This window comes from Mesorhizobium sp. M0016, from assembly GCF_040324035.1.
Taxonomy (GTDB): Bacteria; Pseudomonadota; Alphaproteobacteria; order Rhizobiales; family Rhizobiaceae; genus Mesorhizobium.
In genome coordinates this window covers 71,109-92,361 of record NZ_JAMYVM010000025.1, presented here as the reverse complement: position 1 = coordinate 92,361, position 21,253 = coordinate 71,109, and the positions used below count along the sequence as shown (strand labels likewise).

Sequence of the window (21,253 nt, the reverse complement as noted above, 5' to 3'; positions counted from 1 at the left end):
CGACGGCGCTATCACCATGAAGGAATGGCTGACCTATGCCGAGACCCGAGTGCCTGGGCTCTATCAGGACGTGCTCGCCGGCAAGGTCAGGACGACCAGAGACTCAAGCCCCGATCCCAACCTCCTCGAGGACACCACCCGCCACGCCCAGACACCAGCTCTGTTCGATTTTGTGAGAGCGGCAGCACAGGGCACTATAGTGGCAACTCAGTAAACGGTGTTGGGATACTTGCGCTGTAAGTCGTTTGTTGTTTCTGTAAAACGGCTTCTCGTTCAATTTATCACTGGATCTTAACGAAGTCACTATTGAACCGCACGAGCGAGATCCTTGGTGACGCTGTCGAGCGTCAAGAAATCATTTGAAAGCAGCGTGGACATATCACCGAAGCCATCGCCAAAATCAGCCCGCGAATGCTTGCTTGAAAGCTAATAACGCTGCTATCGTCAAAACAGCGTTGAGTTTTTCATTGAGGCAATCGGTTGATGGTCAGGGCATTTTTTTGGTCAATAATGCTGACATTTTGTTTGCTTTATAGCAACATGCAAGCGGAGGCTGCAGTCTGTGTCGTTGCTGACCCAACGGGAACGCGTCTTAACTACAGAGACCAGCCTAGTGGAGCTATTCTCGGGAGTTTGAAGAATGGATTGACTGTATTCAGCAAGGATCGCGAAGGAAGATGGGTATCTGTAGTGGATATTTCAGGATTTTCCATTGGATATGTATATAGCATGTATATTAAATGTAACGATTTCTCAGTATCAAGTAAATACCCCGTACTGCTTGGGTTTGACCAGCTTAGAAACCTGGGTATTGACTACAGTAATAAACCCAAAAATAAATCTAAGGAATGCTTTTATATAGGTGATGGTCTTATAAATTTAAGGGTTTATAGAGAAGTTCTTCGCCGTTTAGAGACTAGTAAGATTGATTTCGATGCGTACTGCTTCGTAACCAGGGCTGATGGGTTAAGATTTGACCCGGAGACCGGCGCTCGACTTAGGACGATGTGGCCATATGAACTAGGAGAAGAATTCCAGTTCGAATTCCCTCTCGAAGTTCCACGCTGCCTTAGGAAAGCAAAGGTTCGAATTCGCCCCTCGGGCTGGTTTGCGCAGATCTCGTTTGCATCTTGTGATTTGCGTTACAATCCGGTGACGGGCGCCTCAATTTCGGATGCGGATAAAGAATTTCTTCTAGACAAAGGATTGAGGCTTTCTGGTGAGGCTGGGCCTGAGCCCAGTGAGACCTCCGTCGCATCTGTGCGAAGTAAGAAGCCGGCAACATCATCCCAACTGCGAGAGTTGAAGAAGGCTCTTGAGCAGCCTAGCGAGCCTGTGCGCTGATATCGTCGATAGTTTGAAGGCGGGTGCGTGTTCTGGATGCCTCGGCATCGAGGTTGGCCGCCTCGAATGCAAGCAGAGCACTCGCACACGCATCGCGCGCGGTTTTCAAGCGGAATCTTCCTTGCGAGAACTTGTACTTCTGGAAAAGGCCGAGGCACAAGCTGTCTTGGGCATAAGGCAAATACCTTGCGACGCGGTGGGTGTTGAAAACTTCGATTGCGACCTGAACATTTTTAATGCCGGCATCGATTTCTAACTCGGAAAACGATATTGCCCCACGGACTATTCTTGCGTACCCGAGATTGTTTTGCGTCAACGACCAAGCAATCGGCGAGGCGTCCCTTGTCCGATATGAAAGTGCCAGTTCGAACGCATCGATCGCTTGCCCAAGATAAGTCTCATCGGAACGTCGGTCACCGAGTTGCAGCAACACGATTCCCAAGTTATTCTGGAGTTTCGCCCATTCAGGTCCAGGCGTCATTCCGTCTAAAGCTAGCTTGTCGTTGATTGCGGCCTCAAGGAATGCACGTTCGTCGCTCGAATGCCTCCCGAGTGTTTCCAAGGCGCTTCCAAGTCCGCTTAGGAGGCGTCGACGCTTGTTCCGCAAATCGTCAGGCGCCTGCGCTAGGGCTGTCCGATAAGTTTCTATCCCACTCTCAATCTGAGCATTGGAGTTTTCCAGCACCCCGAGCGTGACTTTGGCAGATGCGAGATTGCCCAGAATGTCCGAACGTTCTGCGGCGTCAGACATGGTTGCGAAGCTCAGCAGTGCTCGTTGATAGCCTGTAATTGCAGATTGAAGTGAAGTTGGATCGTCGGGATACAAGATCTGCAAAGCGTTGGCGTTACTGTTCTCGACTTCAGCGCGGGCCCTCGACGTTGGGGAAGAGTGTTCACGTGCCATTTGGATTGCGGTCATGATTCTGCCAGCCACAGCCTGGTTATTCTTTAATTCAAAATACTCTAGCAATGTATCTGCCTCTGATAGCTTCGCCCAAGCAGCGAAAGCGTCATCCCATTTTTCTGCAATCTCAAATGCTACCGCATAATCATTGGAAGCGTCCAAGTACTCAAGTCGCAGCATCTTCGTTTCGGCACTTCGAGCGTATACGGCGGCGTCTTCGATATTTCTCTCGCGCAGCTTATCCTCCTCGTCTTCGCGCGATGGTCTTACTTCATTGACGCGTGCTTTCGCACGCTCGCGTAGTTCATTGGCTTTGTTTAGTAGGCCGTCTTGCTCTGCACTATCGGCAAGGGCAGTCAATCGGACGATTTCTGCGTCGGGACTATCGATTGCTTTGCGTTCGGCAAGTAATCTTTTCAACCTCTCTGCTTCGGAGTGCAGCACTCTCTCTAGCTCGGCTGGATCGTTCGGCACCTCGGCGCCAAGCGCCCTCAGCATGCCGTAGAGCGCGTCCATTGGCACCTCGACGTCGGCTGCAGCGGTCTCGACCTGACGGCGTTTCGCGTCCGGTATCAGGGCTATGGTTAAGAGTAGCTGACGGCGCTCTTTGAGGATATCACCTTCGTCACCGGTAGGTGGCGCAGGAGCCCTTCCGAAGTATAGAAAGCGCCGCAGGCTGTCGTTCACCCAAGGCCGCTGCCTTCCGTTGGTCTTGAGATAGACTTCCTCGGTGACGAATCGCATGACCGTGCCAAATTCCTCGCCTGACATGGCATCAAAATGTTTTAGTAGTGCAGCGGCGTAGGGGCTGTTGCCGCCGGGCTCCCCGTCGAGAGCCGCATAACCAGGGGCAGCAGCGAACCCGATGATCGTGCCTAGACTGTCGCTTCTCCCTTCACTGCCGCGGAGGGGAGTAGCGTCGCGAGTGGCGCCGAGGCCGGCCTTTGCGATCGAGACAGGTGCGCTACCAGGCGACAATTTTAGCTTTGCACCGTCCGGGAACGGGTTGGTGCGGCAGGCATCGAGGAGCACGATGGTGATTGGTACTATTGCCTGTAGTTGCCCGACAAAAGTTGACAATGGAACCAACTTCTCCTTTGCATCATAGAGCGCTGAAAGGTCGCTATCGACGGGAACTAGGAAGTTTTCACCACCCCCCTCGATGCCGTGGCCCGAATAATAAAGCAGGGCGACATCGGCGCCTTGAGCATCGTCGACAAAATCCTCAAGGTCGCGCGTCAGACGCTTGAGGTCGAGATCGCTAGCCACATGGATCTTGAAGCCGAGACCAAAAAGCAACTGCTCGACGGCGCGAGCGTCGTTCGGCGGATTGGTGAGATGCGACAGTTTCTTGTAGTCGCCATTGCCGATGACCAGAGCCACACCCTTCAGCGTGTCTGATCGGGCGGACTGGAATGGGACCAGTGCAACAAAGAAAAGCAGTAGCAGTCGTAGTGTCAAGACTTGCTCCGAAAACTTGCGCCTCGCCATGACGACATTGCTCAAGTCCATCCCGTAAGGCAAGCTGTGCAAGTAAGATCCCCTCGCGAGCTGTATAAGTTTCCCTCTGCGTCGGGCGAGCCGGTCAATAACTCCAGGGGCTTTTCGGGGGCGCCGGATCGCCCTCTGGGTCGTGCAAGTCATCCGGATCGGGGAAGAGGTTTTGTTCTCGTAGGTTCGACGTCAGCACGTCAAGCTCGTTCTGCGCTTCTAAGTGTGCCAGCCGCTGTTCCGCCCATGCGGTCATCCCAAGATACTCGGAACTTGCTTCGGGGAGAAACTCACTCGCCTTGGCAATCGTGGTCCGAAGGTCGGCCGCTTCCTTTTGCTCGGCCAACCAACGAAGGAAGCTTAGCCTATTTGCCTCGCGCTCCTGGCGTTTTTTGTGAAGCTCCCGCCTATTCGCCAAATGCCTGCGACGGCGCTCTTCCGCTTCCCGCTCCTCCCGACGAGCTTTTTCAAAGGCCAGGTGGAAAAGAATGCCATCTGCCATCGGCTCAAGCGTGGCTTCCAAGCTTTGATGCTTGCCGTCATTCCAGCGCTTGCGGGCGCCATCTGCCAGGCTGAGTTTCCCCGAATAGATATAATCGTATTCCAGCCAGAAGCTCTCCGGGTAAAGCCATTGACCCCGCCGCTGGGCTATTTCACGGCGCCTCTCGTGCTCTTCCTGCCTTTTGCGCTCAGCAGGCGTGGGAACCTGCTTTTCCCGATTGCGGGCTTCGCTAATCTCAAGCCGCACATCGTCGGGACCAATGGCGGTCTTTATTCCCTTCTCACCGTGGCTGAGCATGATGTCTCGTTGATCGAGAGCAAGAGCTAAGTGATGGAGAACTGATATCAGCCGGGACACGGAGCTCTTGTGCACCCTCACACCAGGAACTGACACCTCGCCGTACTGGTGCGGGTTCGCAGATCTCAGCACCGCAACTGTGCTGGCCGCCGCCTCGATCGCAAAGGCGACATATGGCTTCACGGGCGGTTTGTAAGCACCAATGTGGACGGTCTCTAAAGTCGGATTGTCGATTTTCGAAAGCGGCGTTTTCGTTGCAGATTGGCCCGCTTCGAATTTTGCCCAATAGCCGCGGCCAGGAACCGGTATCTGGTAACGCGCGCAAGTCTTGGCCAATCTCGGTCCGAAATGTCGAACTGCTGGGCGAGTGTGGCTATGGGTGTCGACCAAACGAGGTCATACAATTCTTGTCTGGTAAAAGTGCGCTGCATGTAGCTATCGAGGCGATAGGACCGATCGCAACAACCCAGTCGCACTTCCCGTTAAAGTCAAGCAAATGATGGAAGCGCGCGACACAGTAGTCCCAACTCGGTGACGCCGGTTGCTTCTTGCTCCTTCGATTGAATTCGCTGTTCGTGGGCGAAAAATTCGCTGTTCACAACGCTAGGGAATTCACTGCTAAATCCTTGAATTGGCTCAGTGATTTCCCGCAAAAAATCGGGCTGCGGGTCCCAAAAGGCGAAAAATTCGCTGTTTTTTGGCGTTATCAGGGAAAACAGAGCAGAGACCGGTTCGTACGTGACTGTCACCACCACCAGTTCATTATGTATCAATATCTTACGCCTAATTATTTGAGTTTGAATTGAGCGTTATCGGGTAAATCTATGGCTTCTGGGCAAAATGGTTTTGGGGCCCGTTCGTCAATTTTCTCCGTCTCGTTGATGGCACCGTCACACCTAGCTCAAGCCCCTGGGTTCGAAATACCCTGCAACGATGCGTGCGGCAATCGGGCGGCAACGACGTGCAATTAGGCGGGTTCTGAACTCGGCCGCAGTCTCAAAATGCGCTTGCCAGTTCGGTTGATCTGTGCGGATCTGGCAGCCAATTCCGACAGAATTCTCTTCCCCAGCCCGGACAGGTAAAGGCTGAGGCAACCATGAGAATGGTAATCGTTAATGTCCCCAACCGCATCGTTTTCCATCGGTCGTGCTTTGAGATAGATCTCAATCGCGACCGCGACAGCGCCGTGTACTTGACGCCGGTGCAGGCTCAAGGCGTGGTGAGAGCCGCCACCAATCGAAGTCTTCGAGGTCTCCTTTCGGGTGCATGACGCGTTTTTCCACACGTGGGCTCGACCCCTACTTGGGTGAAGTGTCGGAAACGCAGCGTACTCCTTTCAACGGGCAAGAATTGCAGCGGAATCCGACGCGGGCAACCGAGCGTTCAGATTATGTCAGTCCTGCGCGCCAATTGTTCGCTTGTCATCACGGATTGCAGGTGGTGCCGAATATCCGGCAGCAGCCCGGTGACGCTCCGATTGTGCCGTTGGATGCAAGTGAAAAAAACTACCGGGCAATCAAAGCAGACATTTCTGGACTGTTTGCCGACCGGGGCGGAGTTTGGTGTAACGCTTGAACTTCAGCCAGGACCGAAATGGCCTTACCGTCCGATCCAGATCACGACGCCCGCGAAACACTTCGACTGATCGGTCCCGATCCGCAAAATTGGGTGCCGGATCGGGAGGGCATCGACCACAATGTCTTTGTCGTTGGCGGCGGGCAGACGGGCGCGACCTTCGCCTTCGCGTTGAGGCGGGCCGGCATCGGCAAGGTCACGGTCATCGATGCGGCGCCGGATGAGGGCAAGGCCGGCGTCTGGCTCACGCATGCGCGGATGAACCGGCTGCGAACACCAAAGGGCCTGCCGGGACCGGAACTCGGCCTGCCGGGCCTGAGCTTTCAGTCCTGGTACGAAGCGCGCCATGGTGCCGAAGCCTATGCCGGCTTCGACCGCATCGCGCGGACGGATTGGGCGAATTACCTGAAATGGTATCGCGACTTTCTCGGCATTGGCATTCGCTACGGCACGCGTCTCCTTCGCATCGAGCCGGCTGACGGGTATCTTCGCCTCCACCTCGATGCCGGCGGCACGCCATTGATCGAAACGGCGCGGAAGATCATTCTGGCCAATGGCTTTGGCGGCAGCGGCGGTCCAATGATACCGGCGGTGCTCGCTGCTCTGCCCCAGGGCTTTGTCGCACACAGTTCTGCGGCAATCGATTTTGCCTCGCTCAAGGGCAAAGCGGTCGCTGTCGTCGGGTCGGCGGCTTCGGCATTCGATGCGGCGGGGACAGCCCTTGAGGCCGGCGCGCAATCGGTGCGCCTGTTCGCGCGGCGCACCAGTATCGCCAGCGTGCCGATCAACCGCGTGCGGGGTTATTCCGGCGCCTATGACAACTATCCGCGCTTGCCCGATCCGGTGCGGTGGCGCCAGGCACTGCGCTTCCGCGAGGCCGGTTCGACGCCACCGCCCGATGCCGTGGAGCGGGTGGTGCGGCACAAGAATTTCCACCTGCATCTCGGTGCCCCCTGGACGAATGCGGATATCGACGGCGGCAAGGTCGTCACCGACATCGGCGCCGAGACGTTCGCTTTCGACTTCGTCATCGCCGGCACCGGCTATTTCGCCGACCCGACGCGCAAGCCGGAATTTAGCAATTTCGCCGCCTCGATCCGGCTGTGGCGTGACCAATACGCGCCGGCGGAAGGCGAACTGGATGAATTTTTCGGCGCCCATCCCTATCTCGGCCTCGGCCATGAATTCCTTGAGAAAGCGCTGGGGGAGGCGCCGTTCCTGAGGAACATCCACGTCTTCAATCCAGGCGGCTTCGTCAGTTTCGGCCTGCCGATCGGCGATGTTCCCTCGATCAGGCGCGACGTGCCGGCTGTCGTCGCCCGCATCAGCCGCGATCTCTTCCTTGCCGATCTCGACAGCCATGAGAGCCGCATAACCGGCAGCCATCCGGCCGAGTTCGGGGAGGAGGCCTACGCCTCTGCCGTCTGGCGGCCGGCACAGACCATTGCGGCGGAATAGACGCATTTCCATGGACAAACGCCGATGACCTTCAGCCCTGACCTTTCCGACCCGTTCGTCGCCACGGCGGTCGAGCTGCGCACCATCTTCGATCGCGATGCGGTGGCGCGCGACAAGGCCGGTGGACGACCGGTCGAGCAGATCCGCCTGCTCAAGGAAAGTGGACTGCCGTCGGCGCAGATTCCCAAAAACTATGGCGGCAAGGGCGCGCCCTGGCTGTCGGTGCTGCGCGTCGTGCGCGAATTTGCCCGCACCGATGGTTCGCTAGCCCATCTCTACGGCTACCATCATCTGCCGCTCAACGGCGTGTTGTTTCGCGGTACGGACGCGCAGAAGGACCAACTGCTGACACGCTCGGCCCGCGAGAACTGGGTCTGGGGCAATTCCGGCAACGCCATGTCGAAGACCTCTACGGCCAGGCGCAACGGCTCGGGCTGGATCCTGAACGGCTTCCGGCCGTTCTCTTCCGGCTCGCACATCGCCGACTATATCCAGGTGGCATGGGAAGACGGCCAGGACCGCCTGGCAGCTGCGATCCCGGCCGATCGTGAAGGTATCGTCATCGAGGATGACTGGGATGGCGTCGGCCAGCGGCAGACGGGTTCCGGTAAAGTCACGTTCAAGGATGTGCATATCGGTGATGACGAACTAATCGGCTCGCCCGCCGTGCCGCTGACGCCGTTCCAGACGCTGATTTCACTCTTCCAGCAGGCGGTCCTGCTCAACCTCTTCGTCGGCAGCGCGCAAGGAGCGCTGAGCGAAGGCCGCGACTATACGGTCTCGCAATCGCGACCCTGGGTCTATTCCGGCTATGAGAACCACACCGACGATCCGTTCGTTCAGCGCAAATATGGCGATCTCTATATCCGCACGCTGGCTGCCGCCGAACTCGCCGATGTGGCGGCGCGCAGCCTCGATGCCGCCTATGGCAAGGGCGAGGCCTTGACCCTGGAGCAGCGCGGACAGACGGCGATCGACCTTGCCACCGCCAATGTCTATGCCGGGCAAATCGGTCTCGACGCATCGAGCGAGGTTTTCGAGGTGATGGGCGCCCGCTCGGCCACCAAGGCCAATGGCTACGACAGGTTCTGGCGCAATGTGCGCACGCACACGCTGCACAACCCGGCCGAATACAAGAAGCGCACCATCGGCACCTGGTTGCTGACCGGGGAATTCCCGGTCGGCGGGTTGTATCGCTGAGGAGGCGCGGAAAATGGCCAGGCGCAAGGACAAGCTCAAGCTTGGAGCGTTTCTTCTCTTCACCGGCCACCATGTGGCGGCATGGCGCCATCCACAGGCGGCCGAGGGGACCAGCCTCGGCGACTATGTCGAACTGGCCAGGCTCGCGGAAGCGGCCAAATTCGATGCGATCTTCTTTGCCGATGGCGTCGCGGCGCGGCTGAGCAATCTTGAGGCTGCCAGCCGCAAGGCGCATAGCGGCGTCTATCCGTTCGAGCCCATTACGCTGCTGTCGGCGCTGTCGGCGGTGACCACCAACATCGGCCTGATCGCCACGGCTTCGACCAGCTATTCCGATCCCTACAATCTGGCCCGCCAGTTCGCGTCGCTCGACCATCTGAGCGGCGGGCGCGCCGGCTGGAACCTCGTCACCTCGTCCGATCCGGATGCGGCATTCAATTTCGGCCACGATACGCATATCCAGCACGGCGACCGCTACGATCGCGCCGAGGAATTCGCCGATGTCGTGCTTGGCCTGTGGGACAGCTGGGAGGATGATGCCTTCCCGCGCGACAAAGTGAGCGGGCGCTATTTCGACAGGGACAAGCTGCATGTGCTGAACCACAAGGGCCAGCACTTCAGGGTGCGCGGTCCGCTGAACACGCCGCGCACGCCGCAAGGCCATCCGGTCGTCGTCCAGGCGGGCGCGTCCGGCCCCGGTAAGGAGCTGGCGGCGCGCACCGCGGAAGCGATTTTCGCCGCGCAGATCACGCTCGATGAAGCCACCGCCTTCTATGCCGACGTCAAGGGCAGGCTCGGTAAGTACGGCCGTTCAGAGGATGATCTGAAAATCCTGCCAGGCATCTTTCCGGTCGTCGGCCGCAGCGAAGCCGAGGCGCAGGAAAAGTTCGAACAGCTGCAGGATCTCATCCAGCCGGAAGTGGGCCTCGGTCTGGTCTCGGCGCTGGCCGGCGGCTTCGATCTGACCGCCTATCCGCTCGACGGGCCGGTGCCGGAACTGCCGGAGACCAATGCGGGCAAGAGCCGGCAGGCGCTGGTCATCGATCTGGCGCGGCGCGAGAAGCTGACGATCCGGCAGCTCTATTTGCGCATCGCCGGCGCTCGCGGCCACTGGCAGGTGGTCGGCACGCCACAACAGATCGCCGACACGATCGAAGAGCGCTTTGAGAATTACGGCGCCGACGGCTTCAACATCATGGCGCCGATCATGCCCGGCGGCTTGAAGGATTTCATCGAGTTGGTGGTGCCGGAACTGCGCCGCCGTGGCCTGTTCCGTCGGGAGTATGAGGGCAGGACCTTGCGCGACAATCTCGGCCTGAAGCGGCCGGCAAACCGTTTTTCGCGGCATGCCGCTGCGGCGGCGGAATAGGAATGAGCCGATGGCGCGAGACACGCTCTTTCTCATCCAGCCGGGTTTCGCCGACCCAAAGCATCCGGGCCAGACCTTCGTCTGCCCCTATTCCAACAAGGTCGAAGGGCTGCTCGCAGCCTTTCCCGATCTTGCCGCCAGGCTGGACGTCGAGCGCGTGCCGTTCGCAAGGCCGAGGGGTAAGGTCATCGATACGCTCGGCGAACGCCACCAGTCGCTGCCGGTGCTGGTCGTCGGCGGTGATCCGCCAGCCGACCTACCGACCGCCAAGGGCAAGGTCTTTGCCGACGACACAAGGCGCATTCTTGCGCTGCTTGCCGAGCGCCACGGCTTCCCGCATCTGCATGAGTGACCTGATGAGCTTCGATCCCGATACCTCCAATCCATGGGTCGCCAAGGCGGTCGAGCTGCGCGACATCTTTGCCCGCGACGCGGTCGAGCGCGACCAGCTTGGCGGCAGGCCCGTTGAACAGATCCGCCTGCTCAAGGAGAGCGGCCTGCTCAGTATCGTCATTCCCAAGGAATTCGGCGGCGCCGGCGAACCCTATTCGACGGCGCTGAAGATCGGCCGCGAGTTCGCCAAGGTCGACGGCTCGATCGGCCACATCTACGGCTACCATTTCAGCGCGCTGATCGCCGCAAGGCTCAATTCGGACGAACCGCGCTCAGCCGATCTGCTGCGGCGTTCGGCTGCGGGCGACTGGTTCTGGGGCAACACCGGCAACAGCTTTTCCAAGACGCTGTTCGGCCGCAAGGATGGCGAGTGGACGATCGTCAGCGGCTTCAAGCCCTTCGCCTCCGGCTCGCATGTCGCCGACTATCTTTCGACCTCTTGGGAAGACGAGCTCAGCGGCGAGCGGAAGTTCGCGGCCATCCCGGCGGATCGTGAGGGCATCACCATTCTCGACGACTGGGACGGCATCGGCCAGACGCAGACCGGCAGTGGCAAGGTCGCCTACAAGGATGTTAGGATCCATGACAACGAACTGGTGCGCGGCTGGGTCGACGCGTCGCTGCCGATCCGCACCATCGGCCCGCTGCAGCAGCAAAGCGTGCTGCTCAATGTCTTCATCGGCACCGCCCAGGGCGCACTGCTAGCGGCACGCGACTACACGCTCAACAGCTCGCGACCGTGGATGTATTCCGGCGTCGAGCGCCACATCGACGATCCATGGATCAAGCGGCAATATGGCGAGCTCTGGGTCAAGACGCGGGCGGCAACGGTGCTGGCTGATCGCGCTGCGGCGGCGATCGATCATGCGATCGCGCGCGGCAAGGCGTTGACCGAGCAAGAGCGCGGGGAAGCGGCGGTTGCAGTTGCCGCGGCCAACGTGCTGGCCGGCAATGTCGCGCTCGAAGTCACCACCGAGATCTTCGAGGTGATGGGCGCGCGCTCGGCGGTGCGCAAATACGGCTTCGACCGTTTCTGGCGCAATGCGCGCATCCACACCTTGCACAACCCCGCCGAATACAAGGCCCGCACCGTCGGCACCTGGTATCTGACCGGCGCCTATCCCGAGCCCGGCGTCTTTCGATGAGCGACCGGCAGCTCCACCTCAATGTCAACATCCTGCACGCCGGCTTCTCGCCGGCGGCATGGCGGATGGACGGGGTCGACCCCTATGCCGCCTTCACCGTCGACCACTATGTGCAGGTGGCGAAGATCGCCGAGCGCGCCAAGCTCGACGCTATATTCCTTGCCGATCAGGCGGCAATTTCGGATCGCATCGACTATCGGCCGATTACATCGCTGGAACCGACCATCGTGCTGGCGACGATAGCCGCCGCGACCGAGCGCATCGGCCTGATTGCGACGGCATCGACCAGCTTCAACGAGCCCTACAACATCGCCCGTCGTTTCGCGACGCTCGACCATGTCAGCGGCGGGCGCATCGGCTGGAACATCGTGACCACGGCCGATCCCGCCTCGGCCCGCAATTTCGGCCTGACCGGCGCGATAGATCATGGCCGGCGCTACGAGCGGGCCGCCGAATTCACCGAAATAGTCAAGGCGCTGTGGGACAGCTGGGAGGACGATGCCTTCATCGGCGACGTCGCCAGTGGGCGCTTCGTCGATGCCGCCAAGGTTCACGCCATCGAGCACGAGGGCGCGCATTTTTCGGTGCATGGGCCGCACAATGTGCCGCGCTCGCCGCAAGGGCATCCGGTGGTCATCCAGGCCGGCGGTTCCGATGACGGCAAGGAGCTCGCCGCGCGCCACGCCGAAGCGGTGTTTTCCGCGTCGCAATCGTTCGAGGAGGCGCTCGCCTACGCAAAGGAGCTGAAGGCCCGGGCTGTCGCCCGTGGCAGAAGCGGCGGCGTGCCGCTCAACCTCGCCGGTCTGGCCACCATCATCGGCAGCACCGAGGCGGAAGCGGAGCGGCGGCAGGAAGAACTGTGGGACCGCATCCCGCTCGACTACAGCCTGACGCGGCTGTCGGGCGTGCTCGGCATCGACCGCGAGCGGCTGAGGCTCGACGAGAAGCTGCCTGACGTCATCCCGCTGCCGCCCAACGGCGGCCACACCTTCTTCAAGGCCACGCTGGCACTTGCCCGCAACAACGATTTCACCGTTCGCCAACTGATCCGGGCGCTCAACGGCAGTACCGGCCACCGCACCGTTGTCGGCACGCCGGAGCAGATCGCCGACGATATCGAAAGATGGTTTGTCGCCGGCGCCGCCGATGGCTTCAACCTGATGCCTGACGTGCTGCCGACCGGGCTGGAAGTCTTTGTCGATACGGTCGTGCCGATCCTGCGCCGGCGCGGCCTGTTTCGCAGCGACTATGAAGGGCGCACGCTGCGCGACCATCTGGGCCTTATCAGGCCTGAAAGCCGTTTCGCGCCGCAGCCGCACAAGGCGTCAGGGTTGCTCGGGGCCACCCATTGAACGATCATCAAACGATAACGGCGCGGAAGGCCCGACAATGAGCGCTGATCCCGAATGTCTCTGGTACATCCCGAACCAGGTCGATCCCGGTCACCGCGGCGAGCCGGCCGTCGAGGACCACAACAGCCTGGAGACGCTGACCAGCCACGCAAAGGCGCTTGAGGAACACGGCTGGAAGGGCGCGCTGATCGGTACCGGCTGGGGCCGGCCCGACACGTTTACCGTCGCCGCCGCGCTCGCCGCGCGGACCACCTCCTTCGAGCCGCTCATCGCGATCCGCCCGGGTTACTGGCGGCCAGCGCACTTCGCATCCGCGGTCGCCACGCTCGACCAGCTGACCCGCGGTCGCGTGCGTATCAACATAGTGTCGGGCAAGGACAACCTCGCTGCCTATGGCGACAGCGAAGGCGAGCAGAACCATCGCTATGCCCGCACCAGAGAGTTCATGCGGCTGGTTCGCAGACTTTGGACCGAAGAGAACGTCACCTTTGCCGGCGAGCACTTCAAGGTCACCGGGTCTACCGTCATGCCCCGCATCCCTGTCCGTGGAAACCGTCGCCATCCCAGGCTCTATTTCGGCGGCGCGTCGGAGGCGGCCGAGCGCGTCTCGGCCAGCGAGGCCGATGTCCAGCTGTTCTGGGGCGAGCCGCTCGACGGCGTCCGGGAGCGGATCGAGCGGCTCAAGGCCTTGAGCCGGGAACTTGACCGGGACCTCCCACCTCTACAATTCGGGTTGCGGGTCACCACGCTGGTCCGCGACACCACCGGGCAGGCCTGGGCGGACGCCGAGGCGAAGGTCGCCGAAATGGCAAAGGGCCAGGGCGCCGGCTGGAATGATCATGGTCGGGCGGTAGCGGTAGGCCAGCAGCGTCTGCTCGATCTCCACACGCGCGGCGAGGTGCTGGACGACAATCTCTACACTGCGCCGGGCAAATATGGCGGCGGCGGCGCCGGCACCACCTGGCTGGTCGGCTCGGCCGCCGACGTGGCCAGTTCGCTCGGCAAGTACCGGGATCTGGGCATCACGCATTTCGTGCTCTCGGACACGCCGTATCTTTCCGAGATCAAGCGGCAAGGCGACCAGTTGCTCCCGCTGTTGCGCAATAGGGTCCAAGCCGCGCTTGTTGAATGACGTGGGGTTGTCAGAACACCGAACGAGCCAGATCGCCAAATAGGGACGACAATGCCACAGCCGGCCGCCTTCAGCATCCGCCCTTCCGACGCCGACCTGCGCGGTGAAGCAGCACTAAGGCGGCGTTACCGGGCGCCGCAAGAGGCGAACACTGCAAACTGGAACGAAGCCCTCGAGGCGATCCTTTCACATCGCTCGGTCCGCAACTATCTCGCCAGGCCTCTGCCCGAAGGGACGCTCGAACTGATCATCGCTGCCGCCCAGTCGGCGCCGACCTCGTCCAATCTGCAGGCGTGGAGCGTCATCGCCGTCGAGGATCCGGCGCGCAAGGCGCGGCTTGCCGGACTGGCGGCGGTCAATCGCCATATCGAGCAGGCGCCGTTGCTGCTGGTTTGGCTGGCCGACCTGTCACGGCTGCGCGCCATTGCCGAGGCAAACAGCCGGGCGGGCGAGGGGCTCGATTATCAGGAGAGTTTTCTGCTGGCCGTGATCGACGCAGCACTTGCCGCGCAGAATGCCGTGGTGGCAATCGATGCGCTCGGGCTCGGCTCCTGCTACATCGGCGCCATGCGCAATCATCCTGAGGCCGTGGCGCAAGAGCTCGGCATGCCGCCGGAAACCGTGGCGGTGTTCGGCCTGACCGTTGGCTGTCCCGATCTCCTGGCTGCGACCGACATCAAGCCCAGACTGCCGCAGCGTGTTGTGCTGCATCGCGAGCGCTATCAGTCAGGCGTCGATCAGGACGATCTCGCAGCGTACAACCTGACGCTTCGCACCTTTCAGCAAGAGCAGTCGATGCCCGTTGTCGACTGGACCGACCTGATGTCGAACCGCATCGGCAGCACTGCGGCGCTGAAGGGCCGTGATCGCCTGGGTGATGCGCTCAAGGCGATGGGCTTCAAGCTTAAATAGCCAAGGCTATTCGGCGGCGACGACGATGGCGATGCGCGCCGGCAGTGCTGCCGGCGGTGTGAAGTCGAGTGCGCCAACCCTTCGCGCCTCAGCCTTCAGCCAGCCATGGAAGCGCTCGACGGTCGCGAGCTTCGCCTTGTGTGGCGTCGTCGCGAAGTAATAGGAAAACTCGACCGGCTGCGGCGAGCCGAAAGGGCTGACCAGCCGCCCTGCCGCAAGGTCAGGCTCGGCCAGTCGGAATTTGCCGAGACCGATGCCCTTGCCGGCAACCGCGGCGTCGAGTACCAGCGAGGACTGGCTAAGCCGTATGCCACCGTCGACAAGGCGGCCGGACAGGCCGTTGGATCGCAGCCAGCCCTTCCAGTCGGGGCAACTTGGATCGCGCTCCGGCCCGTCCTCATGCAGGATCGGCGCGTTACGCAGCCCTTCCGGTCCACGGAAGAGGCCGTGCGTGCGGGCAAATTCGGGGCTGCAGACAGGCAGCACCGCTTCCGAGAACAGCCGTTCCGTGATGAGGCCGCTATAGGCGCCCGAGCCGTAGCGGATGACACAGTCGATATCTTCGCTGGCAAAGTCGGCAAGCCTTGTCGATGCATCGACCAGTACTTCGAGTCCGGGCACCGCCTCACGCAGCGCGTCGAGGCGCGGGATCAGCCATTTGCTGGCGAAGGAGGGCGCGACCGACACCTTGATCGGCGCATCCTCCTCGTCGCCGGAAATACGCGCGACCGATTCGACAACGACGTCGAAAGCCTCGGTGAGCCCGGGCATCAGCGCCTGACCGGCCGAGGTCAGCAAAAGCTCGCCCCGGTTGCGCTGGAACAGCGGTTGCCCCAGGTGATCCTCCAGCAGGCGGATCTGCTGGCCGATGGCGGCGGGCGTGACATGGAGTTCTTCCGCCGCTCGCGTAAAGCTCAGATGGCGGGCGGTTGCGACAAAGGCGCGAAGCGAGGTCAGCGGCGGAAGTCTCGCCAGCGTCGGTCGTAGCTTCCTCGGTTTGGCGCGAATGAGATCAACCATGAGGCGCATTCAACACGTTCGGACCCGGCGCGACGAGGGCGGGCTTTGCGCCAAAGCGCGCGGCGGAAAATTTCGTTTGCCGCAGCGTCGCGCCAGCGGGAACGGAAATCTAAAAAATCGCAATGTCTACTATTCTTGTAGAATAAGACGGGCAGCACCGATTTGGGTGTCGGTCGGCTTCGCAGGCCTGGAATGAACCAGTCGTGCAAAGCGGCGCTTTCGGCCGACGATAGAAAATCATTCTTCCGGTTTTGCGCGACGGCAGGGATCATTGCGTCGAGGCGCCGGAGTGCGTTCGGCCGCCGGATGCAATCCGTTTTCCGGAGCCCAAGACCATGTCTGTCAATCGTCGTCATTTCAACCAGCTCTTGCTGCTTGGGGGTGCGAGTTTCGCATTGCCCGGCCTTTCCTTTGCAGCCGAAGGCACGCCCGTTCAGGGCGGCACGCTCAACTGGGCCTACTATCCCGATCCGACGTCGCTGATCGCCATCAACACCTCGTCGGGCACCGGCCAGGCGATCGGCCCCAAGGTGAATGAAGGCCTGCTTGATTTCGCCTACGACCTCACCCCGAAACCGCTGCTGGCCACGGAGTGGTCGATCAGCGATGACGGCCTGCGCTACACCTTCAAGCTGCGCCAGGGTGTCAAGTGGCATGACAGCAAGGACTTCACCTCGGAAGATGTTGCCTTCACCATCTTCCGGCTGAAGGAGGCGCATCCGCGCGGCCGCATCACCTACCAGAACGTGACAGCGGTCGAGACGCCCGATCCGCACACCGCCATTGTCGTGCTTTCGAAGCCGGCGCCCTATCTGATCACGGCGCTGAGCAGTTCGGAATCACCGATCGTGCCGAAGCATGTCTACGAAACGTTCAAGCCGGCAGAACAGCCCAAGCTGGAACAGACGATCGGCACCGGCCCCTTCGTTCTCAAGGAATGGGTGCCCGGCAGCCATCTGATCTTCGATCGCAATCCGAACTATTGGGATGCGCCAAGGCCTTACCTCGACCGCGTCGTGCTGCATGTCATTCTCGACCCGGCGGCACGCTCGGCGGCTCTTGAAACCGGCGAGATCGATATCGGCGCCAATCCCGTGCCGCTGGCCGATATCGAGCGGCTGAAGGCCAACCCCGCTTTGGTCGTCGACACCAACACCTATGCCTATTCCGGCCCGCAGCAGCAATTGTTCTTCAACTACGAGAACGAAATCCTGACCAAGCGCGACGTGCGTCTGGCCATCGCCCACGCGATCGACCTGCAGAAGCTGGTCGACATTGCGCTCTATGGCTATGCGCAGGTATCGCCAAGTCCCATCAGCACGGCACTGCCCAAATGGTATGACCCCAGCATCAAGGCGCGCGAACCCGACCCCAAACTGGCGGAGAAACTGCTCGACGATGCCGGCCATCCGCGCGGCGCCGACGGCACGCGCTTTAAGCTCCGGCTCGCCTACAACGCGTTCCTGCCGGCGTCCTATGCCGATTTCATCAGGCAGTCGCTGGCAGTGGTCGGCATCGACGCCGAGATCCTGAAGCTCGATCTGTCGACGTTCCTGAAGACCGTCTACACCGACCGCGCCTGGGACCTGGTGGTTGAGTCGCTGTCGAACACCTTTGATCCGACGCTCGGCGTCCAGCGCGCCTACTGGTCGAAGAATTTCAAGATCGGCCTCGTCTTCTCCAACGCCAGCCACTATGCGAACCCCGAGGTCGACCAGATCCTCGAAGCCGCCGCAATCGAGCCCGACGAAACGAAACGGCGCGAGCTCTGGTACAAGTTCCAGCACATCATCCATGACGACGTGGTGTCGGTCGACCTCGTTGCGGCCGGTGCCCAGATTGTTGCCAACAAGAAGGTCAGGGATTTCGCACCCGGAGCGCAAGGCATCAACAACAGCTTCGCGCAGATCTGGCTCGCGCCAAACGCATAGGCGCTCGGATTGCCTTGCCTTGGATCGGTGCGTGAAACCACCGATCCCGACTTTTCCCCATAAAGACAAATCGCGCAAACGCGGAGTACCGACCATGACCATCAACCGACGCTTGTTCAATCAGTTCCTGCTGCTGGCCGGCGCGAGTACCGCCCTACCTGCCGGGGCCTTTGCCGAAGACGCCAAGCCGGTGGCGGGCGGCACGCTCAATTTCGTCTACTATCCCGAGCCCAACCAGATCGTTTCCATCAACACCAGCGCCGGTGGACCGGCCACCATCGGGCCGAAGATTTTCGACGGCCTGCTCGCCTACGACTACGACCTCAATCCAAGGCCGCAACTGGCCACCGAATGGTCGATCAGCGATGACGGGCTCGAATATGTCTTCAAGCTGCGGCCGGGGGTGAAATTCAGCGACGGCCATGATTTGACATCGCAAGACGTGGCCTTTTCGATCTCGCGGCTGCGTGAAGCGCATCCGCGTGGACGCATCACCTTCCAGAATGTCACCGACGTCGACACGTCGGATCCGCATGTGGTGAAAATCAAACTGTCTAAACCGTCCGCCGCGCTGATCTCGGGGCTGGCCGCGACGGAATCGCCCGTCGTGCCCAAGCACATCTACGAGAAGCTGAAGCCGGCGGACGATCCGTCCTTCGAGCAGATCATCGGCAGTGGACCGTTCGTGCTCAAGGAATGGGTCAAGGGCAGCCACATCATCGTCGAGAAGAACCCGACCTATTGGGATGCGCCAAAACCCTATCTCGACCGGATCATCTTCCGCTTCATCACCGATTCCGGCGCGCGCGCCGCGGCACTCGAGACGGGTGAAGTCGACATCGGCCCGAACCCGGTGGCGTTTGCCGATCTGGAGCGGTTCAAGGCGTTGCCGCAGTTCGTCGTCGATAGCACCGTCTTTGCCTATAGCGGCCCGCTGCACCAGCTGATCATCAACCTGGAAAACCCGATCCTGAAGGAGAAGAAGGTCCGTCAGGCAATCGCGCATGCCATCGATCTCGATGCGATCAATGCCATCGTGTTCTACGGCTATGGCCAGGTGTCGCCGACACCGATCAGCGTCGTCAACAAGAAGTATTTCGATCCCGATGTGAAGGCGGCGACCGTCGATACGGCGCTGTCGGAAAAACTGCTCGACGAGGCTGGCTTCAAGCGCGGAGCGGACGGCATCCGCTTCAAGCTCAGGCTCACCAACAATCCCTACAATCCGTGGGGCTATGCCGACTTCCTCAAACAGGCACTGGCCAAGATCGGCATCGACGCCGAGATCCAGAAATTCGACTTCGGCACCTATGTCAAAACCATCTACACGGATCGCACCTGGGACCTGTCGACGGAATCCTGCGGCAACATCTTCGACCCGAGCGCCGGTGCGCAACGGCTCTACTGGTCGCAGAACATCAAGATCGGACTGCCATTCTCCAACGGCGCGCACTACGAGAACCCTGAGGTCGACCGGCTGCTGGAGGCCGCATCGGTGGAGCTTGACGAGGCCAAGCGCAAGCAGCTGTTCTTCAGGTTCCAGGAGATCATCGCCGACGAGTTGCCGATCATCAATCTGATCGCACCGCCGACCATCATCATTGCCCGCAAGACCGTCAAGAATTACGCGCCGGGTGCTGAAGGCCTGTCGGCCAGTTTCGCAGACGCATATATCGATCCGAACGCCTGAACCCGGCGGACATCAGCAAGAAAAGGGGCCGCGTCTCGACGCGGCCCTTTTCGATTCTATTGTCTTGAGGTGCAGAACGGTCAGGCCAGAGCACGCAGCCTTGGGCTGGAGCCGACCAGAAGGCCGGCAAGGGCGATGGCTTGCGCTAGCTGTTCGCCGATGGAACTCGATTCCCAGGCGACGCCGCGCAGCGGATGGCCGATGGCAAACAGATTGCCGTGGGTCCTGCCGTCGCCGGAAATCACCTGGCCGTCATGCGTGGCGTCGATGCCGAACCCGGTCGCATGCGGCCTGACGATGCCGTTCTCCAGCAGGCTCTGGACAAACGGATCGGCGATCCGCCGCCAGTCATGCTCCTGATGGCCCCGGCAGTTGACGACACCGTCGAAACGCAGCCGTTCGACCGCGCCGCTATCGCGCCAGCGGATCTCGGCGACAATGCCGCCGGCTCGCGGATGCAGTGCCAGCACCCGTCCGGCGCCGCCCGCCCAACGGCCTTGGCTTTGCGCCAGTGCGACGCGCTCAAAGCTCGGCGGCGCCGCTCGATGCGCGGTGACGTCCCAGAAAGCGCGCAGATGGCGTGCGAACTTCAGGCGCTCCTTGTCGGTAGCGCCTTGCCACAGAGCCAGGATCCACGGCCGGATCGTCAAAGGCAGCCCTTGCCAGTCCAGCCCGGCGGCCTCGATGGCCCGGCGTTCGGCCTTTACCAAGGCAAGAAGCGCCCTCGTGGTTTTCGGCAGCGGCCGCCCGGTAAGAAAATCGCGCCACGCTTCGGTATTGCGCCGAGGTTCGACGATCTGTCCGCGCCGCGACACGACGCGATAGCTGCCCTTGAAGCCGCGCGCCTCCATGCTGGCGACGACGTCGACCATGCTGAGACTCGAGCCGATCAGCAGCAATTGCCTGCTGCCGGCAAGCCGGTCGAGCGCCGCCGGATTCCAGGGGTTGGCGACATAGCGGGGATCGCCGACGATGGCTGCTTCCGTGGCGGACGGCTCGCTCTGGAACACGCCGGTCGCCAGGACGACCTCATCGGCCAGCAATTGCTGGCCATCGCTGGTGCCGACGCAGACACCACATGGACCGGTCAGCATGTCTATTGCCGAGGCGTTGATGTGGCGCAATGAGGAACGCCCGTCCGCGTCTTTGGTCGCTCTCGTCAGTTCGGACTGGACATAGCTGCCGAACAGCCAACGCGGCGGACTGGAGTCCGGGACATCTGCGGGCGGCGCCCAGCCATGCTCCGGCCCATTCGCCATGAGCCAGCGAACGAGATGATCGGGGTCATCAGGATGCAGCGAGAAGATGCGCGCCGCGCCATTGACCAAATGTTGCGGGTCGATGGTGCTGTAGGCGACGCCGCGGCCGAGCTCGGCCCGGCGCTCGATGATGGTGATTGCCAGCGGCTCGGTCGAACGGTCGAGCAGCTTGATCGCGGTAACCGCGCCGGCAAAGCCGCCGCCAATGATGATGATTGAACGAGGGATCGAGCGCGAAGTGCTGATTAAAGGCTGGGAGGACGGGGTATGAAGCATCAA

At 61.0% G+C, this 21,253-nt stretch carries 18 protein-coding genes; 13 read left to right on the top strand and 5 right to left on the bottom strand.

All coding sequences use genetic code 11. The features are described from left to right. Together NKJ88_RS27365 and NKJ88_RS27360 are read left to right on the top strand one after the other, a co-directional pair. On the top strand, positions 1–214 hold a 214-nt coding region (locus tag NKJ88_RS27365), incomplete at its 5' end, for a hypothetical protein (protein WP_352446311.1). A gap of 269 nt (positions 215–483) precedes the next feature. Beyond that, positions 484–1,344 carry an SH3 domain-containing protein gene (locus NKJ88_RS27360; protein ID WP_352446309.1) on the top strand — a complete coding sequence of 287 codons (861 nt, stop codon included), beginning with the start codon at positions 484–486 and terminating at the stop codon, positions 1,342–1,344. Here the strand turns inward: NKJ88_RS27360 and NKJ88_RS27355 are convergent. From NKJ88_RS27355 to NKJ88_RS27345, 3 genes are all read right to left on the bottom strand, one after another. After that, positions 1,325–3,754, bottom strand: coding sequence for a caspase family protein (locus NKJ88_RS27355; protein WP_352446307.1), 2,430 nt, complete (start codon positions 3,752–3,754; stop codon positions 1,325–1,327). The genes NKJ88_RS27360 and NKJ88_RS27355 overlap by 20 nt on opposite strands. Positions 3,755–3,833: 79 nt before the next feature. Continuing rightward, positions 3,834–4,874, bottom strand: coding sequence for a hypothetical protein (locus tag NKJ88_RS27350; RefSeq protein WP_352446305.1), 1,041 nt, complete (start codon positions 4,872–4,874; stop codon positions 3,834–3,836). A gap of 152 nt (positions 4,875–5,026) precedes the next feature. Next, positions 5,027–5,311: a hypothetical protein gene (locus NKJ88_RS27345; RefSeq protein WP_352446304.1), complete on the bottom strand. Its 285-nt coding sequence runs from the start codon at positions 5,309–5,311 to the stop codon at positions 5,027–5,029. A gap of 529 nt (positions 5,312–5,840) precedes the next feature. Between NKJ88_RS27345 and NKJ88_RS27340 the strand changes: the two genes are divergently transcribed. The 9 genes from NKJ88_RS27340 to NKJ88_RS27300 are packed head-to-tail and all read left to right on the top strand — an operon-like array spanning position 5,841 to position 15,074. Beyond that, positions 5,841–6,113: a hypothetical protein gene (locus tag NKJ88_RS27340; RefSeq protein ID WP_352446302.1), complete on the top strand. Its 273-nt coding sequence runs from the start codon at positions 5,841–5,843 to the stop codon at positions 6,111–6,113. An 18-nt stretch (positions 6,114–6,131) separates the two neighbouring features. Next, the gene (locus tag NKJ88_RS27335; RefSeq protein WP_352446300.1) at positions 6,132–7,571 is read left to right on the top strand and encodes an NAD(P)-binding domain-containing protein; all 1,440 of its coding nucleotides are present in this window, start codon (positions 6,132–6,134) and stop codon (positions 7,569–7,571) included. Positions 7,572–7,595: 24 nt separating this feature from the next. Beyond that, positions 7,596–8,771, top strand: a complete 1,176-nt coding sequence (locus tag NKJ88_RS27330) for an acyl-CoA dehydrogenase family protein (RefSeq protein WP_023670851.1) — start codon at positions 7,596–7,598, stop codon at positions 8,769–8,771. A 13-nt stretch (positions 8,772–8,784) separates the two neighbouring features. Further along, positions 8,785–10,140 carry an LLM class flavin-dependent oxidoreductase gene (locus NKJ88_RS27325; protein WP_023830927.1) on the top strand — a complete coding sequence of 452 codons (1,356 nt, stop codon included), beginning with the start codon at positions 8,785–8,787 and terminating at the stop codon, positions 10,138–10,140. A gap of 10 nt (positions 10,141–10,150) precedes the next feature. Beyond that, a complete protein-coding gene (locus NKJ88_RS27320; RefSeq protein WP_023727409.1) occupies positions 10,151–10,492 on the top strand; it encodes a DUF3088 domain-containing protein in 342 nt (113 codons plus the stop codon). A gap of 4 nt (positions 10,493–10,496) precedes the next feature. Next, on the top strand, positions 10,497–11,678 hold the full coding sequence (locus NKJ88_RS27315) for an acyl-CoA dehydrogenase family protein (RefSeq protein ID WP_352446297.1): 1,182 nt from the start codon (positions 10,497–10,499) through the stop codon (positions 11,676–11,678). Then, complete coding sequence (locus NKJ88_RS27310) at positions 11,675–13,030, top strand: LLM class flavin-dependent oxidoreductase (protein WP_352446295.1); 1,356 nt, start codon at positions 11,675–11,677, stop codon at positions 13,028–13,030. Before NKJ88_RS27315 ends, NKJ88_RS27310 begins: the two co-directional genes overlap by 4 nt. Positions 13,031–13,067: 37 nt before the next feature. After that, positions 13,068–14,162, top strand: a complete 1,095-nt coding sequence (locus NKJ88_RS27305) for an LLM class flavin-dependent oxidoreductase (protein WP_352446293.1) — start codon at positions 13,068–13,070, stop codon at positions 14,160–14,162. 51 nt (positions 14,163–14,213) lie between these two features. Further along, on the top strand, positions 14,214–15,074 hold the full coding sequence (locus NKJ88_RS27300; protein ID WP_352446291.1) for an NADPH-dependent oxidoreductase: 861 nt from the start codon (positions 14,214–14,216) through the stop codon (positions 15,072–15,074). Between the two features lie 6 nt (positions 15,075–15,080). Here the strand turns inward: NKJ88_RS27300 and gcvA are convergent, their stop codons facing one another. Further along, a complete protein-coding gene (gene gcvA, locus NKJ88_RS27295) occupies positions 15,081–16,094 on the bottom strand; it encodes a transcriptional regulator GcvA (protein ID WP_352446289.1) in 1,014 nt (337 codons plus the stop codon). A gap of 335 nt (positions 16,095–16,429) precedes the next feature. Between gcvA and NKJ88_RS27290 the strand changes: the two genes are divergently transcribed. Together NKJ88_RS27290 and NKJ88_RS27285 are read left to right on the top strand one after the other, a co-directional pair. Then, complete coding sequence (locus tag NKJ88_RS27290) at positions 16,430–18,025, top strand: ABC transporter substrate-binding protein (protein ID WP_023824720.1); 1,596 nt, start codon at positions 16,430–16,432, stop codon at positions 18,023–18,025. 94 nt (positions 18,026–18,119) lie between these two features. Next, entirely contained in the window at positions 18,120–19,715 is a 1,596-nt protein-coding gene (locus NKJ88_RS27285) for an ABC transporter substrate-binding protein (RefSeq protein WP_023727404.1), read from the top strand. Between the two features lie 80 nt (positions 19,716–19,795). On the opposite strand, the gene NKJ88_RS27280 is transcribed toward NKJ88_RS27285, so the two are convergent. Continuing rightward, on the bottom strand, positions 19,796–21,250 hold the full coding sequence (locus tag NKJ88_RS27280; protein ID WP_050593973.1) for an FAD/NAD(P)-binding protein: 1,455 nt from the start codon (positions 21,248–21,250) through the stop codon (positions 19,796–19,798). Positions 21,251–21,253: the final 3 nt, after the last annotated feature.

Bases quoted from the DNA above. Each gene is read 5' to 3' on its own strand.
- NKJ88_RS27310 (WP_352446295.1), top strand. From the start codon at position 11,675: ATGAGCGACCGGCAGCTCCACCTCAATGTCAACATCCTGCACGCCGGC.
- gcvA (WP_352446289.1), bottom strand. From the start codon at position 16,094: ATGGTTGATCTCATTCGCGCCAAACCGAGGAAGCTACGACCGACGCTG.
- NKJ88_RS27290 (WP_023824720.1), top strand. From the start codon at position 16,430: ATGTCTGTCAATCGTCGTCATTTCAACCAGCTCTTGCTGCTTGGGGGT.
- NKJ88_RS27330 (WP_023670851.1), top strand. From the start codon at position 7,596: ATGACCTTCAGCCCTGACCTTTCCGACCCGTTCGTCGCCACGGCGGTC.
- NKJ88_RS27360 (WP_352446309.1), top strand. From the start codon at position 484: ATGGTCAGGGCATTTTTTTGGTCAATAATGCTGACATTTTGTTTGCTT.
- NKJ88_RS27280 (WP_050593973.1), bottom strand. From the start codon at position 21,250: ATGCTTCATACCCCGTCCTCCCAGCCTTTAATCAGCACTTCGCGCTCG.
- NKJ88_RS27325 (WP_023830927.1), top strand. From the start codon at position 8,785: ATGGCCAGGCGCAAGGACAAGCTCAAGCTTGGAGCGTTTCTTCTCTTC.
- NKJ88_RS27305 (WP_352446293.1), top strand. From the start codon at position 13,068: ATGAGCGCTGATCCCGAATGTCTCTGGTACATCCCGAACCAGGTCGAT.
- NKJ88_RS27300 (WP_352446291.1), top strand. From the start codon at position 14,214: ATGCCACAGCCGGCCGCCTTCAGCATCCGCCCTTCCGACGCCGACCTG.
- NKJ88_RS27315 (WP_352446297.1), top strand. From the start codon at position 10,497: ATGAGCTTCGATCCCGATACCTCCAATCCATGGGTCGCCAAGGCGGTC.
- NKJ88_RS27285 (WP_023727404.1), top strand. From the start codon at position 18,120: ATGACCATCAACCGACGCTTGTTCAATCAGTTCCTGCTGCTGGCCGGC.
- NKJ88_RS27335 (WP_352446300.1), top strand. From the start codon at position 6,132: ATGGCCTTACCGTCCGATCCAGATCACGACGCCCGCGAAACACTTCGA.
- NKJ88_RS27320 (WP_023727409.1), top strand. From the start codon at position 10,151: ATGGCGCGAGACACGCTCTTTCTCATCCAGCCGGGTTTCGCCGACCCA.